At 44.8% G+C, this 15,064-nt stretch carries 11 protein-coding genes and 1 riboswitch; of the genes, 3 read left to right on the top strand and 8 right to left on the bottom strand.

Features of this window, described 5'->3' with window-relative positions; genetic code table 11:
* Nucleotides 1-82: 82 nt before the first annotated feature.
* The 4 genes from ACR65F_RS10690 to ACR65F_RS10675 all read right to left on the bottom strand — a co-directional run bounded on the left by ACR65F_RS10690 (nucleotide 83) and on the right by ACR65F_RS10675 (nucleotide 4,816).
* Complete coding sequence (locus ACR65F_RS10690) at nucleotides 83-2,530, bottom strand: ATP-dependent Clp protease ATP-binding subunit (protein ID WP_039043334.1); 2,448 nt, start codon at nucleotides 2,528-2,530, stop codon at nucleotides 83-85.
* Between the two features lie 185 nt (nucleotides 2,531-2,715).
* Nucleotides 2,716-3,768 carry a protein-arginine kinase McsB gene (mcsB, locus tag ACR65F_RS10685; RefSeq protein WP_039043335.1) on the bottom strand — a complete coding sequence of 351 codons (1,053 nt, stop codon included), beginning with the start codon at nucleotides 3,766-3,768 and terminating at the stop codon, nucleotides 2,716-2,718.
* Nucleotides 3,758-4,315 carry a UvrB/UvrC motif-containing protein gene (locus tag ACR65F_RS10680; RefSeq protein WP_440504422.1) on the bottom strand — a complete coding sequence of 186 codons (558 nt, stop codon included), beginning with the start codon at nucleotides 4,313-4,315 and terminating at the stop codon, nucleotides 3,758-3,760. Before ACR65F_RS10680 ends, mcsB begins: the two co-directional genes overlap by 11 nt.
* A 30-nt stretch (nucleotides 4,316-4,345) precedes the next feature.
* Nucleotides 4,346-4,816, bottom strand: a complete 471-nt coding sequence (locus tag ACR65F_RS10675; RefSeq protein ID WP_039043337.1) for a CtsR family transcriptional regulator — start codon at nucleotides 4,814-4,816, stop codon at nucleotides 4,346-4,348.
* Nucleotides 4,817-5,093: 277 nt separating this feature from the next.
* On the opposite strand from ACR65F_RS10675, the gene ACR65F_RS10670 reads away from it, so the two are divergent.
* Complete coding sequence (locus ACR65F_RS10670) at nucleotides 5,094-5,681, top strand: N-acetyltransferase (protein ID WP_039043338.1); 588 nt, start codon at nucleotides 5,094-5,096, stop codon at nucleotides 5,679-5,681.
* An 87-nt stretch (nucleotides 5,682-5,768) separates the two neighbouring features.
* Here ACR65F_RS10670 and ACR65F_RS10665 read toward each other — a convergent pair whose 3' ends face one another.
* The 3 genes from ACR65F_RS10665 to ACR65F_RS10655 form a co-directional block, all read right to left on the bottom strand.
* A complete protein-coding gene (locus ACR65F_RS10665) occupies nucleotides 5,769-7,457 on the bottom strand; it encodes a hypothetical protein (RefSeq protein WP_440504421.1) in 1,689 nt (562 codons plus the stop codon).
* A gap of 125 nt (nucleotides 7,458-7,582) precedes the next feature.
* On the bottom strand, nucleotides 7,583-8,191 hold the full coding sequence (locus tag ACR65F_RS10660) for a biotin transporter BioY (RefSeq protein ID WP_440504420.1): 609 nt from the start codon (nucleotides 8,189-8,191) through the stop codon (nucleotides 7,583-7,585).
* A gap of 124 nt (nucleotides 8,192-8,315) precedes the next feature.
* Complete coding sequence (locus tag ACR65F_RS10655; protein WP_025782849.1) at nucleotides 8,316-8,501, bottom strand: hypothetical protein; 186 nt, start codon at nucleotides 8,499-8,501, stop codon at nucleotides 8,316-8,318.
* 138 nt (nucleotides 8,502-8,639) lie between these two features.
* Nucleotides 8,640-8,744: riboswitch (SAM riboswitch) on the top strand.
* A 99-nt stretch (nucleotides 8,745-8,843) separates the two neighbouring features.
* Here ACR65F_RS10655 and ACR65F_RS10650 point away from each other — a divergent pair.
* Together ACR65F_RS10650 and metH are read left to right on the top strand one after the other, a co-directional pair.
* Complete coding sequence (locus ACR65F_RS10650) at nucleotides 8,844-10,700, top strand: bifunctional homocysteine S-methyltransferase/methylenetetrahydrofolate reductase (protein WP_440504419.1); 1,857 nt, start codon at nucleotides 8,844-8,846, stop codon at nucleotides 10,698-10,700.
* The gene (gene metH / locus ACR65F_RS10645; protein ID WP_440504418.1) at nucleotides 10,684-14,133 is read left to right on the top strand and encodes a methionine synthase; all 3,450 of its coding nucleotides are present in this window, start codon (nucleotides 10,684-10,686) and stop codon (nucleotides 14,131-14,133) included. Before ACR65F_RS10650 ends, metH begins: the two co-directional genes overlap by 17 nt.
* A 64-nt stretch (nucleotides 14,134-14,197) precedes the next feature.
* On the opposite strand, the gene ACR65F_RS10640 is transcribed toward metH, so the two are convergent.
* On the bottom strand, nucleotides 14,198-14,524 hold the full coding sequence (locus ACR65F_RS10640; RefSeq protein ID WP_025782852.1) for a hypothetical protein: 327 nt from the start codon (nucleotides 14,522-14,524) through the stop codon (nucleotides 14,198-14,200).
* Nucleotides 14,525-15,064: the final 540 nt, after the last annotated feature.

Below are 15,064 nucleotides of genomic sequence, written 5' to 3'. Positions count from 1 at the left end.
ATGCATCCTCCAAACGACGAAGAGGACAGCCCCTCCCTTTTTTTATTACTAGGGATGAACTATCCTATTCCTCTACTTCTTATTAATTTTCCACCATTTCTTCTTGTTGCGTTTCTACCGTGAAGTTACTGTCTACATAGTCGACCGTCACTTTTCTTCCTGCGAGTGCGGTTCCTTTCAGTAGCTCCTCTGAGAGGCGGTCTTCCACATGCTTTTGAAGTGCACGACGAAGTGGACGTGCTCCGTATTCAGGATCATATCCTTCATCCGCAATCTTCAACTTCGCTTCTTGAGTTAACACAAGTTCGATATCTTGTTCAGCAAGACGTTTGCTCAATTCGTCTGCCATCAACGAAACAATCTCTTGCAACTGTTCTTTTTCAAGTGAATGGAAGACAATCATTTCATCTACACGGTTAAGGAATTCGGGACGGAATGCTTTTTTAAGCTCTTCCAACATCTTTTTCTTCATGTCTTCGTAATCTTGCTCACCATCTTGAAGATTAAATCCGACATATTTGTTCTTCCTCAACTCCTGTGCACCGACGTTAGACGTCATAATGATCACGGTGTTCCGGAAATCGACTGTACGTCCTTTGGAATCTGTTAAGCGACCATCTTCAAGCACTTGTAAGAGGATGTTGAATACATCTGGATGCGCTTTTTCAATTTCATCAAGCAAAATAACGGAATATGGTTTGCGACGTACTTTTTCTGTTAACTGTCCGCCTTCTTCATATCCAACGTATCCCGGAGGTGAACCGACTAAACGGGATGTTGTATGTTTTTCCATGTACTCGGACATGTCGATCCGAATCATCGAGTCTTCATCGCCAAACATTGTTTCGGCGAGCGCTCTTGCTAGCTCTGTTTTACCGACGCCAGTAGGTCCAAGGAAGATGAACGAACCAATCGGACGTTTCGGATCTTTCAACCCTGCGCGTGCACGACGTATTGCCCGGGAAATAGCCGCGACTGCTTCTTTTTGACCAATAACACGCTTATGCAACTCTTCCTCCATGTTCAACAGCTTCGCAGATTCCGTTTCAGCAATACGTGCAACTGGAATTCCTGTCCACATCGCCACTACTTCAGCTATGTCATTAACAGTGACTTCAGATTCTGTTTTGCCTTGTTTTTCTTTCCATTCCGTTTTCGTTTTCTCGAGCTCTTCTTTCATCTTCTGCTCTTTATCACGATATGATGCAGCTTTTTCAAATTCCTGGCTTTGAACTGCAGCATTCTTCTCAGAACGGATTGCTTCGAGCTTATTTTCAAGTTCTCTTAAGTTTGGTGGTGTTGTATAAGAACGTAAACGAACTTTCGAACCTGCCTCGTCGATTAAATCGATTGCTTTGTCAGGCAAGAAGCGGTCTGAAATATAACGGTCAGACATTTTTGCTGCCGCTTCAATTGCTTCATTCGTAATTTTTACACGGTGGTGCGCTTCATAACGATCACGCAGTCCTGTAATAATTTGAACCGTCTCTTCAACGGATGGTTCATCCACTTGAATAGGCTGGAAACGACGCTCAAGAGCTGCATCTTTTTCAATGTACTTCCGGTACTCATCGAGTGTCGTTGCACCGATACATTGCAACTCACCACGAGCAAGTGACGGTTTTAAAATGTTCGAAGCATCAATCGCGCCTTCTGCTCCACCAGCACCAATGAGTGTGTGCAACTCATCGATGAATAAAATGATGTTGCCCGCTTGGCGAATTTCTTCCATCACTTTCTTCATACGGTCTTCAAACTCTCCACGGTATTTAGTACCCGCAACGACAGTCCCCATATCTAACGTCATAACACGCTTATCGCGCAGGATTTCAGGGACTTCATTGTTAACGACTTGAAGTGCAAGCCCTTCAGCAATCGCCGTTTTACCAACACCTGGTTCACCGATTAGAACCGGATTGTTCTTCGTGCGACGCGCTAAGACTTCAATAACGCGTGTAATCTCTTTACCACGACCAATGACCGGATCGAGTGTCCCTTCTCGGGCAATTTCCGTTAGGTCACGTGCCAACCCATCTAATGTTGGAGTAGCCGCTGTTGCTGAAGCATTTTGACCACTTGCATTCGCAGTATCGTTACTTCCAAGGAGCTGCAATACTTGCTGACGTGCTTTGTTCAAACTAACACCTGCATTATTAAGAACACGTGCTGCCACTCCTTCTCCTTCGCGAATCAATGCTAGAAGAATATGTTCTGTCCCAATATACGAGTGACCCAGTTTACGGGATTCATCTACAGAAAGCTCAATGACTTTCTTCGCTCGTGGTGTGTAGTGCACGATTGGTCCTACGTCTTTACTTCCCGTTCCAACGAGTGTTTCCACACCTGTTTCAATCGTCTCGAAGCTGACTCCAATTGCTTCCAATGCTTTTGCTGCAATGCCGCCACCTTCACGGATTAATCCAAGTAGAATATGTTCTGTTCCAATTGCTTCGTGTTTCATACGAATGGCTTCTTCTTGAGCGAGTTGGAGTACTTTTTGTGCACGTTGTGTAAATCGATTAAACATCATTAACATTCCTCTCCTTCTGCAGAGAATAATTTTATTCGTACTACTTCTATCTATATTCTTCCGGACCATTAAACAATCGGTTTCCGGGTGAATTGACTTTGACCATCTTTGACTATTATATCGAATCAGTTAATAGGACGCAAAAGAGACGCTCAAGACTGGCCTTTCATTTCATCATTTTCTGATTAACTTTTTCGGAGTCGCTCCCGGAAAAGTTTAGCTCGACTAATGTCTAATTCTTCAGACGTCAATGCTTCTCCTTCATAATGTTGGAGAAATCCTGACTGCATGAAAATCATCAGTTCGTTCAATATGGTCATGTCCACATCTTCAATTAACTCGAGATCGATGCCGAGTCTAACGTCTGAAAGACATCGTGCTGCTTCTGCTGCAGGAAGTAGCCGTGCATAAGAAATTGTACCAAGCGCACGAAACACACGATTTTCAAGAGCGATTCGTGACTTTTCAAGAAGCAATTCACGAGATCTCCGCTCGTGGGCAATCAGTCGAGAAACAATGTTTGCAAGTTCTGCAAGAATCTCCTTTTCTGATTTACCAAGAGTCAGCTGATTAGATACTTGATAAACGTTCCCCGGTGCTTCGCTTCCTTCACCATAGCTGCCCCTCACAACCATTCCTAGCCTTGAAACAGCAGGTATAATGCGGTTGATTTGCCGGGTTATCGTAAGCGCCGGTAAATGTAACATGACAGAAGCCCGCATTCCGGTTCCTGTATTGGACGGGCAGCTCGTAAGATATCCAAATTCTTCATCAAATGCGTACGGTAATTTCTTTTCAAGTGCACGATCGGTTTCATCCGCCTTTTGATAGGCATTTTCTAGTTGCAATCCGGGATAGATGCACTGGATACGCAAATGGTCTTCTTCGTTTACCATAATGCTGATAGTTTCATCTTCCGATAGGAATACCGCTCCGAACTGCTCTGCTTCCGCAAGTTGGAGACTGATTAAATGCTTTTCTACTAGCGCTTGCCGGTCAAGCGTAGCTAATTCTTTCATCCTCGTATAGGAATACCCTTTTTCATCTGTACTAAGCAGTGCTTCGGAAACAATTCGACCGACCTCTTCTGCTTGCTCATCAGAGAACGCGATTGGGAAGCGAAATTCACGAAGGTTTCGAGCGAGGCGGATTCGAGTCGACATCACGATATCGGAGTGCTCACCATGAGGGACCATCCAGCCTGTGACAGCGTTTTGCATGTATCGATTATTCCCCATTCTCACTCCCTCCTTCCTCTTCCGTTTCTGCAGCGAGTTTTTGTTTCCAGTCTTTTATTTCATCCCGCAGCACAGCAGCATGTTCAAACTGTTCTTCTTGAATCGCTTCTTGCATACTCGAACGAAGTTCCTCGATTTTCTTTTTAATGGTCATCTTTTCATTGAAAGACGCAGGGATTTTACCTTTATGGATTGTATTTCCGTTATGCAGTTTGCCAAAGACTTTCGGGAGACGCTCGCGGAATGTTTCATAACACGTCGGACATCCGAACTTCCCGATTTCTAGAAAGCGGTGGAAGGTTAGACCACACTCTGGACACTCCGGCATCGTCTGAACTTCTCGCGTTTGCTGGTGTAGCGTTTCACTTCCACTCAACCACTGTGATAGAAATTGTTGAATGGACATCGGCTCCTGATTCGGGCTGATTGAAAACGTCTGTAAGTTAAATGCGCACTTCTCACACAAATTCCTTTCAATCGATCCATTTGGCGTATCTTGCATTAAGATAACGGAAGCTTGACGTTCTTTACAGTTTTCACAAAGCATGTTTTACCACCCCATCGTTTAGATAACTAGTCACTCCGATTGTTCGTATAGGAGTGAGATTAACATGGCCTGTAAAATCCGCGCACGGATTATATCCCGTTCAGGTAATGGATAATTTAGGACAGCAGGCTCGACAGCTGAAAGCATTAGACGGGCTTCTTTTTTAGAAACCACTTGTTCTGCTATTAACCGATAGATTACGTCTTCTGCCATTGTGTACGAAGCCCCTTGTCGCACACTTTCCAATACGTGATCCAATAGTTCTTTGCGTGAATTTGTTTGAACCCGGTATATGCGGATATACCCACCACCGCCACGTTTAGATTCGACCGCGTAGCCTCGCTCCAATGTAAATCGTGTTTTAATGACGTAATTGATTTGCGAAGGAACACATTGGAACCTTTCCGCCACTTCATTGCGCTTGATTTCCACGATTCCATTATCTTCATGTTCGATAATCGATTTTAAATACCCTTCTATGATGTCGGAAATATTACGCATCCTCTCACCTCTTTTGTTGGCACAGTCATTATGTTGACTTTGACTATCTTTGACTTAATTGTACCGTATTAAACAATAGGCACGCAAGAAATTTGCAAACCGTCGGATTAGGGGAGAAAAAAGTAAAATAGTTGAACATATTATGTTTAGTATGTTTATAATAGAGGTATAGAATGAAGTCGAGGATTTTTTTCTGACCTCTTTTTTCCTCTCTCTACGTTTGACCCTCAAACAAAAAGCTCCGGGTACACCCATACCGACGGAGGAGATTAAATCAATGAATTGGTACGAGAAACTAAGTGAGTATTTCCCAATCGAAGAAATGAAGTCAAAAGAGCATATGGACGCGTTGTTAAAGGATAAACACAATGTTTATCGCAAAGACGAAGGTCCAAAACACGTGCTCATGTACGTTGAAACAGAATCGTTTGTGTTTGTAGATTATTTGTTTGTTTCGTCCACTTCACGAGGTGAAGGTCTAGGCAAAAAACTGCTGACACAGCTGAAAGAAAAAGGTAAGCCGATTTTGTTAGAAGTGGAGCCTGTCAATTATGAAGACACGGACACAGAAAAACGCTTACGCTTCTATGCTCGTGAGAATTTCCATCATGCATCTCGCATCGGTTATAGCCGTCGTTCACTCGCAACTGGAGAACAAACCGACCTCGAAATCCTTTACTGGTCTCCTGAAGATGCAGAAGAAGAAACGGTATATGATGCAATGAAGATGACGTATGAAGAAATCCATACGTATAAGGATGATGAATTTTACGGTGAATCATACGACCCGATTGACAAAGTATTGACATTCCGTACAGAAGGTAAAACAAATATCCTAAAACCTTTTGCTACAGCTAGTGCTTAATTGACATTCGTCCTTCAATAAAACAACGAAAAAGCGGAAGCCATCTAAACGGCTTCCGCTTTTGTTATGGATTTTAAACGCATCTCGTTATTCCGTTAACGAGACATTTGTGAGTTCCTTGACAGGAAGAAAAAGTTCCCCTGTTTCTACATACGTAATCGATAATTTGTCGCCTTCTTGAATGTACACCGCTTCAGGAATCGTTTCAGACGAAACTAGGAAGTTCCGTCCGTCTTCTGATTTCACAGAAACCAAGGTAAAGTCACCAGCTCGTTCTTTGTAAACACGGTTTACAGTGATCGCAGCCTTCGCTTCTTCTGCTTCTGAGCTGCCATTCACAGAACTGCCCCCTCGTTGTAATGCAGTTTTATACAGTTTCAATGCATCATTCGGGGAGTTGCCAGATACAGATATTTCCGGATTCGCAGCAGACACGATGAAGTAGTTTTGTAGGAAGCCATTCGAGTCTAGCACTGGTGTCAACCAACTCGCTTCTCCATAGAAGTTATAAAGGACCGGCATTTCACCAGACCACTTTTTCTCGATGAATTTCTTTTCAATAATTTGCAAGGCTCCTTGTGAGTCCATGTAGGATTCTTCAAGATCCCCCGTGTAGTACGTTGCTTTACCTGTGCGCCCGTCTGTCAGCGCATAACCTAGCATTGAATCGACGCCTTCTTTCGGACTTGTAAAGTCTGTGAAGTAATACATATGTCCATTTTCATCGAAAATCGGACTAACGTTTGCCTCCGTTCCTTCATCGGAAGGCAGTTTGACATCTTTTTTACCGACAATTGAATTCCAGAAACCATGAACGTACTTTCCGAAATAGCTATTTTGCAAACTGACGACTTCCGGAGAGACAGCACCATCGATATAGTCTGGGATATCCGCAAGTGCAAACTTCTCAATTGCCCCGGTCATCGGATCCGTCATGACAATCCCTTTCACGTCAAATCCATTGCGGGCTGTGATAAATTCTCCGTAAGAACGGATGTAATGGGGATTACCTTCATCGTCGATTTCCAATTGAACATCTCCATAAAAAATCAGTTCAGGATATTGTAAACGCATATGACGGTCCACTTGCTTGTTAAAGAAAGACGTCTCGGTATACGTCATTTCCGACGATACAAACTTCGGATTATCCGCAGAGTCCGTGGCGCTCATGCGGAAATAACCAGGCGTCGTCTTGCCATTCCACCATTTGAAAAAACCTGAAAATTCGACTGGTGCAATATATACATAATCATCTTTCACCTTTTGAATTTGTAAATGACCAAGGTCGTAATAACTTGTATTCGGTACTTGCCCGAATGCTTTTTTCATTTTGTTACGTGCAAATTTAGGTGGCACGCTCGCTGGTGTCTGAGTTTCGTCAAATGCTTCAATTTCTATTTGCTGATCCATTTCAACCGCTTTGTACTTGGTGTCCGCATTTAATAATGGGGCGGTGAGGATATAAATGCCTGCAAGGATCGCGAGTCCTGCAACGATACCCTTTGCCTTCCGATACACCCCACCATCTAATATTGTTCCAAGTATCGCTGCAGCGAGTAAAAGAACCCATAACGAGGACCAATGCTGGTCTAGATTTGTTGTGTAATAGAAAATAGAGAGGCCTACCGCAATCACTACAGCAATAATAATGAGTAGTACTACCATGAAACCGGAACTATTTGCTTTTTCTTCCGAACCGACACGTCTATGCAGCGGGACGGCCAGCAGTGCGGCAATAATGCCTGCGATTAGAGAAAATAAGAGTAAGTGAATCATGCACATGTCTTCCTTCCGTTTTTTAAGGTCTTCCTCTTATACGGAAGACACATCTAAAACGTTTCATTTTTTGATAGGACACGAAAAAACCGATTTCTCTATAATTGAGAAATCGGTTTGCGTGGTTAAATAGAGCGACGCATTCTAAGAATGCGCGCCATTCGATGGCCGAACACTCCTGCCAATACAGAGAGAATAATGTCTTTAGGTAAAGGTGGCAGCATCCAAATCCATGCTATTTTGTACGTGAACGCATCCGGTGCCGCCGCCCATAGCTTGTACGCAGCAAACATCCAGTTTGTTCCGATCAGGTAATTAATGACACATCCGACAAGTGCCGCGATAACAAATCCTGTTACGGTGCTGTTCTTTTCTACAATCTTGCCGGCGATGTATGCAACTAAAATAAAAGAAAGGATAAATCCGAACAACGGGCTGACAATTTCACCGAAACCTCCACTAAATTTCGCAAATACCGGTGCACCTGCAAGACCTATTGCCATGTAGACTGTCATTGAGACCGCCCCATATCGGCTTCCGAGTAATAGTCCTGCTAATACAGCAAAGAAAGTTTGCAGTGTAATTGGCACGCCACTTACTGATAAGGCCGGTAAAAAGTATGTAATATTAGCTCCAATCATCATCAATGCGGCAAACATTGCTGAGTAGACAAGTCCAAGCGTTCCGATCATCGTCTTCGAACGGTTTGGTTTCATAGTTGCTGTTGTTCCCATTTATAACACCCCTTTTACTATATAGTTATAGAATAAAAGGAAGAACTCAATGTGTCAACCTAATATATTTTAAGGTTAACCCAAATCCGAGCAATAATAAAACTGACAGTCATTCTCTGTCAGTTTATCGTCTTTTCCCTTCATCTTTAGGGAATAGGAAAAAGGAAATGACACCACTCAAAACCATTGCGCCAAGTGTAATATAAAAACGAGACATGACGGGCACGTCTGTAAAGTTTTTGTTGAGCATAACCCAGGCAACTCCACCGACTAATAACACCATCGGGATAACAAATTTGAACGCCCTCATAGCAATCCCCTTTCCTGCATGTACGTACAGTTTACCACATACACTAGGTAACTCCCAGTTCACTTCACACATTATCTATTGACGGAACTCTCAAACAACGGTATGATATGTTAAATTATTCACACAACTTAATAGTCATTCTTATCAAGAGAAGCGTAGGGATCTGGCCCGTCGATGCTTCAGCAACCAGCCATATGGTCAGGTGCTACTTCCAGCGGATGTTTGTAGTCCGGCAGATGAGGAGGAGACAATCATTGATATGACAAAGCCTTCTTCGTACGTAGAAGGCTTTTTTATTATTCTCTGCTTCATCGCTCTGCCGTAAGAAAGGATGATAGGGAAATGAAATTACTTGAGCGATTAAAAACAGAAGTTCTGACAGCTGATGGTGCAATGGGAACGTTACTCTATGCGGATGGACTCGACTTTTGCTATGAACAATTAAATATAGAAAAGCCGGATGTTATTCAAGGAATCCATGAACAATATATACATGCAGGTGCAGACATTATTCAAACCAATACGTACAGTGCCAACTCTTATAAGCTTGCTCGCTATGGACTGGAGCATCGTGTAAAAGAATTTAACGAAGCTGGAATTGCGATCGCCAAGCGTGCTGCAGCTCCAGGTGGTCAATATGTGCTCGGTACAATCGGTGGCATCCGTAGTATTCGTAAAAGCGATGCAACCATAGATGAAGTCCTCTCAATTGTTCAACAGCAAGCGGAACCACTGCTTGCCGGTGATCCAGACGGATTATTGCTGGAAACTTATTATGACTTTGAAGAGCTTTCTGCAGTAGTTAAGCACCTCCGTCAACAGACCGATATTCCACTAATCGCACAAGTATCCATGCATGAACCTGGCGTCTTACAGAATGGGTTGCGATTGAATGACGCTTTACATCAGTTAGAAGCATTTGGCGCGGATGTCGTAGGTGTGAACTGCAGACTAGGCCCGTACCATACGATCCAAGCATTTGAAGGGGTCGAACTCCCTGAGAAGGCATTTTTATCTGCGTATCCAAATGCGAGTTTGCTAGACGTTGAAGACGGACGGATTGTCTATGTCTCTGAAACGGATTATTACGGTCGCGCTGCACGGTTATTACGGGATGAAGGGGTTCGGCTAATCGGTGGGTGTTGCGGAACGACTCCTGCGCACATTGTCGCTGTGAAATCTCAATTGGCGAATCTTGCACCCATTACGGAAAAAGCCGTTATTCCACATAAGCCGATTGTTATTCGAGATGCGGAACCGACTCGCTATGAGCCGTTACACATAAAGGCTCAGCGTGAGCGTACGATTCTTGTTGAATTGGATACGCCACGACACTTGGAAACTGAAAATTATTTCGAAGGAGCTCGTCAACTTCAAGCAGCTGGAGCACACGCTGTGACGATGGCCGATAATTCTCTAGCTTCCCCACGGATTAGCAATCTAGCTATGGCGTCTCTTGTAAAACATCAAGATGATGTCCGCCCTCTCGTCCATATCACTTGCAGGGATCATAATTTGATTGGGCTTCAGTCTCACTTAATGGGGCTGGACGCACTTGGCATACATGATATTTTAGCTGTGACAGGCGATCCAACTAAGATTGGGGACTTTCCTGGGGCAACAGACGTTTATGACGTTTCTAGCCTAGAACTCTTCCAACTCATTAAAAAGTTGAATGAAGGGATATCATTCTCCGGTCGTCCTTTACGTAAAAAGGCAAACTTTTCAGTAGCGGGAGCTTTCAACCCGAACGTCCGGGTCGTCGAGCGAGCTGTTAAACGTCTTGAGAAAAAAATTGAATGCGGTGCTGATTACTTCATCACACAACCTGTCTATACGAAAGAAAAAATTATTGAAATTCATGAAGCCGTCAAACATTTAGATACTCCGATTTTCATCGGAATCATGCCGTTGACGAATATTCGTAACGCTGAATTCCTGCATCATGAAGTACCAGGCATCAAGTTGTCTGATGAAGTGCTGGAGCGCATGAGAGCATGTGGGGATGATCGTGAAGCGGCGACTGCAGAAGGTATACAAATTGCTAGAGAACTCATCGACACAGCAGCTTCTTTATTTAACGGGATTTACTTAATTACTCCATTTTTACGTTATGACATGACTGTCGAACTCGTGCACTATATCAACCAGATTGACGCTATAAGAGAAAGAGAGGTGCACCATGCCACAACAAATTAAAGATGAATTGAAGAAACGTATTCTCGTGATGGATGGAGCAATGGGCACGATGCTACAAAATGCTGATCTAGCAGCGGATGACTTCGGCGGTGAAGAGTATGAAGGATGCAATGAATATTTGAATCTGACAAAACCCGATGTGTTGACCCGAATTCATAGAGAATACTTAGAGGCTGGTGCTGATATCATCTGTACGAATACGTTCGGTGGTACACCTGTCGTGTTAGACGATTATGATTTAGGTAGTGAAGCGGATGTGATTAACCGTCGCGGAGCAGAACTTGCGCGTGCTGCAGCAGATGAGTTTTCGACACCTGATCGTCCTCGATTCGTTGCGGGAGCCATGGGGCCGACGACTAAGACGCTGTCCGTGACAGGTGGGATTACGTTTGACCAGTTGGCAAACGATTTCTACGTTCAGGCGAAAGGGTTAATCGACGGAGGCTCAGATCTCCTCTTAATGGAAACCAGTCAAGACATGTTGAATGTCAAAGCTGGGACGATCGGAATCCGTCGAGCCTTTAAAGAAACTGGACGGGAACTCCCAGTGATGATATCCGGGACGATTGAACCGATGGGTACGACATTAGCCGGACAAAGTATTGAAGCATTTTACGTTTCAATAGAGCATATTAACCCCCTTTCAGTCGGACTGAACTGTGCTACGGGACCCGAATTCATGACAGATCATTTACGCTCGCTGTCAGAGCTCGCGACAGGATTCGTCAGTTGCTATCCAAACGCAGGGTTACCTGATGAAGAAGGTCATTATCATGAATCGCCTGAATCGCTATCGAAAAAGCTGGAAGGATTTGCGGACAAAGGTTGGCTGAATATTGTTGGAGGCTGTTGTGGGACGACACCTGCACATATTCAAGCAATCCGCCGGGCAGTAGATGGCAAAACTCCACGTCCGCTCCCTGCAGAAACGCATGGACATACCGTCTCAGGAATCGAACCACTTTTGTACGATCCAAGTATGAGACCTATTTTAATCGGAGAACGTACCAACGTCATAGGTTCACGTAAATTCAAACAACTTATTGTCGATGGTAAGGTGGAAGAAGCAGCTGAAATTGCCCGGGCACAAGTGAAAAACGGAGCCCATGTCATTGACGTTTGTCTCGCTAATCCAGATCGGGATGAGCTGACGGATATGACCGATTTTATGAAAGAAGTTGTGAAAAAGATCAAAGCGCCTCTCGTCATTGACTCGACAGACGAAAACGTAATTGAAGAAGCGCTGAAATACTCCCAAGGAAAAGCGATTATTAACTCCATAAATTTAGAAGATGGCGAAGAACGGTTCGACGCTGTAATGCCGATTGTGAAGAAGTACGGGGCTGCAGTCGTTGTAGGTACGATCGATGAAATCGGAATGGCAGTAACGAGGGAACGGAAACTTGAGATTGCGAAACGATCCTATGACTTGCTGACGAACAAATGGGGTCTTGCGCCTGAAGATATCATTTTCGATCCACTTGTATTCCCAGTTGGAACAGGAGATGTACAGTACATTGGCTCCGCAGTTGAAACAATTGAAGGTATCCGTCTGATTAAAGAACAGCTTCCGCGCGCGCTTACTGTTCTTGGTGTCAGTAACGTTTCGTTCGGACTTCCACCTGTGGGGCGTGAAGTATTGAACGCTGTCTATTTGTATCACTGCACGCAAGCAGGGTTGGATTATGCGATTGTGAATACTGAAAAGCTAGAGCGGTATGCGTCAATCCCTCAAACGGAAAACGATATGGCGAACGCGTTGTTATTTACAACGACCGACGAAACGCTCGCAACATTCACGGAGTTTTATCGTGGAAAGAAGAAAGAGAAAACAGAAGATGATATCCCGAAAACCGTTCCAGAACGCCTTGCCTATTATGTCGTTGAAGGAACAAAAGAAGGGCTCATTCCCGATTTAGATGCAGCGCTAGGTCAATATGATGAACCTCTCGACATTATTAACGGTCCACTTATGACAGGAATGGCAGAAGTCGGTCGACTATTCAATACGAATCAGCTTATTGTTGCTGAAGTCCTACAGAGCGCAGAAGTCATGAAAGCTTCGGTGTCCTATTTGGAACAGTTCATGGAGAAAAAAGAGGACGACAACGGCAAAGGGAAAATTGTCCTTGCCACTGTAAAAGGGGATGTCCACGATATCGGAAAAAACCTAGTTGAAATCATATTGAGCAATAATGGTTTCAAGGTGGTGGATATCGGAATTAAAGTGACACCTGCGCAGCTAATTGAAGTCATCCGAAAAGAAAAGCCAGACATTATCGGGCTATCCGGGCTCCTCGTGAAATCTGCGCAGCAAATGGTTTTGACTGCACAAGATTTTAAATCAGCAGGAATTGATTTGCCTGTAATGGTTGGTGGAGCTGCACTCACGCGACGTTTTACGGATACGAAAATTGCACCTGAATACGATGGTCCTGTCATCTATGCAAAAGATGCGATGCAAGGATTGGATCTCGCGAATCGACTGCAGAGTGATGGAAAAGACGCGTTGCTTCTCGAACTTGATCAGCAACTTGAAAAGCGAGTGGCGAATGATGCCATTAAAGCAGCTAAAGCAGCAGAAAAAGGCGGAGTCGCTATTGCAGTTGCCCCCCGTCCAGTGAAGACAGTTCGGACTGATACTCCGGTTTTTGTTCCGAATGATTGTAGGAAACGGGTGCTACGGGATTACTCAATTTCTCACCTCTCCCCTTACGTCAACATGAGGACATTGATAGGACATCATCTAGGACTCCGAGGATTTACGGATTCAACATTGCAAAAGCAAGAACCACGTGCTGTTGAACTGCATGAAATGGTGACTGGATTTTTAGAATCCGGAAAACTTGGTGCGTCAGGTCTGTATCAGTTTTTCCCTGCTCAAGCAGATGGAGATGATGTGATCATTTATGATCCACAAGATGGAAAAACTGAAATTGAGCGCTTTACATTTCCACGCCAACGAAGAGATCCATTCCTTTGCCTCGCTGACTATTTAAAGACTGTAGATAGTGGCGAAATGGATTATGTTGCGTTTATGCAAGTAACGGCAGGCCATGGAGTCCGGGCAGAAGCAGAGCGGTTGAAAGCGGAAGGGAAATTCCTTGAGAGTCATGCGTTTCAAGCGACTGCGCTTGAACTCGCAGAAGGCTTTGCGGAACGTGTACACCAAGAGATCCGCGATCAATGGGGGTTCCCTGATGCTACTGATTTTACGATGAAAGACCGATTTGCAGCGAAATACCAAGGACAGCGATTCTCCTTCGGGTATCCTGCATGTCCAAATTTAGAAGATCAGGCGAAGCTGTTCGGGTTGTTGAAGCCGGAAGAGATTGGCGTTCACTTAACGGAAGAGTTCATGATGGAGCCGGAAGCTTCCGTGTCCGCGATCGTCTTTGCTCATGCAGATGCACGTTACTTCAATGTTGACTAATAGACACAAAAGATCCTGCAGTAGAGTGAAGTCACTCTTACCAGCAGGATCTTTTCTTACATTATCATCTTCCCCAAGGCATTGGTCCAGGTCCCATCGGAGGTCGTTGAGAACCCCATTGCCCCATTCCCGGTCCGTAACCAGGTCTTGCTTGAACCGTCTGCCCCATCATTGTTTCATTCACTTCTGTGTAATAGTGGCGAGGGATTTGAACGGTATGTTGGCGGTTTACGTTGACGAACGGATGAACTACAGGTAACTCCTGTGGCATGAACGTATCGTGGTAACGGTATTGCGTCGGGCAGATAACCGGTTGTGCCTGATTGTTACAAGGTTGCATTGGTGGCATTGGTTGTGGCTTCATGCAGCATTTTTGATTCTGATGCATCATCTTCATCACCTCCTCCCTCCATTACATGCAAGTTACCGAGTAAGACACGGGCAAATGACTTTCTAAATTACGCATATTTATTTCGGGTGCTCGCATTTGGTTCTGGTTCGCGCGGATTCTCCTCTCTTCCGCTCGCATTTCGATGGCTTCCGCGCGCAAGGGCACTCCGGACGCGCGGATTTCTTCCGGCGCGCGCTTTTGGCTCTGGTTCGCGCGGATCCCCTCTCTTCCGCTCGCATTCAGATGACTTCCGCGCGCAAGGGAACTCCGGACGCGCAGATTTCATTGGGCGCTCGCATTTGGTTCTGGTTCGCACGGATCCCCCTCTCTTCCGCTCGCATTCTGATGACTTCCGCGCACAAGTGAACTCCGTACGAGCAGATTTCTTCCAGCGCGCGCTTTTCGCTCTGGTTCGCGCGGATCCCCCCTCTTCCGCTCGCATTCCGATGGCTTCCGCGCGCAAATGAACTCCGTACGCGCAGATTTCCTCCGTCGCGCGCATTTCGCTCTGGTTCGCGCGGATTACCCTCTCTTCCGCTC

This window comes from Sporosarcina sp. SAFN-010, from assembly GCF_059415065.1.
The sequence above is the reverse complement of the archived record's forward strand: the minus strand, read 5'-3'. Positions and strand labels throughout refer to the sequence as shown.

Excerpts from the sequence above, each read along its gene's own strand:
- ACR65F_RS10660 (WP_440504420.1), bottom strand. The coding sequence starts at position 8,191 with ATGGGAACAACAGCAACTATGAAACCAAACCGTTCGAAGACGATGATC.
- ACR65F_RS10650 (WP_440504419.1), top strand. The coding sequence starts at position 8,844 with ATGAAATTACTTGAGCGATTAAAAACAGAAGTTCTGACAGCTGATGGT.
- ACR65F_RS10675 (WP_039043337.1), bottom strand. The coding sequence starts at position 4,816 with ATGCGTAATATTTCCGACATCATAGAAGGGTATTTAAAATCGATTATC.
- metH (WP_440504418.1), top strand. The coding sequence starts at position 10,684 with ATGCCACAACAAATTAAAGATGAATTGAAGAAACGTATTCTCGTGATG.
- ACR65F_RS10670 (WP_039043338.1), top strand. The coding sequence starts at position 5,094 with ATGAATTGGTACGAGAAACTAAGTGAGTATTTCCCAATCGAAGAAATG.
- ACR65F_RS10680 (WP_440504422.1), bottom strand. The coding sequence starts at position 4,315 with ATGCTTTGTGAAAACTGTAAAGAACGTCAAGCTTCCGTTATCTTAATG.
- ACR65F_RS10690 (WP_039043334.1), bottom strand. The coding sequence starts at position 2,530 with ATGATGTTTAATCGATTTACACAACGTGCACAAAAAGTACTCCAACTC.
- ACR65F_RS10640 (WP_025782852.1), bottom strand. The coding sequence starts at position 14,524 with ATGATGCATCAGAATCAAAAATGCTGCATGAAGCCACAACCAATGCCA.
- ACR65F_RS10655 (WP_025782849.1), bottom strand. The coding sequence starts at position 8,501 with ATGAGGGCGTTCAAATTTGTTATCCCGATGGTGTTATTAGTCGGTGGA.
- mcsB (WP_039043335.1), bottom strand. The coding sequence starts at position 3,768 with ATGGGGAATAATCGATACATGCAAAACGCTGTCACAGGCTGGATGGTC.
- ACR65F_RS10665 (WP_440504421.1), bottom strand. The coding sequence starts at position 7,457 with ATGATTCACTTACTCTTATTTTCTCTAATCGCAGGCATTATTGCCGCA.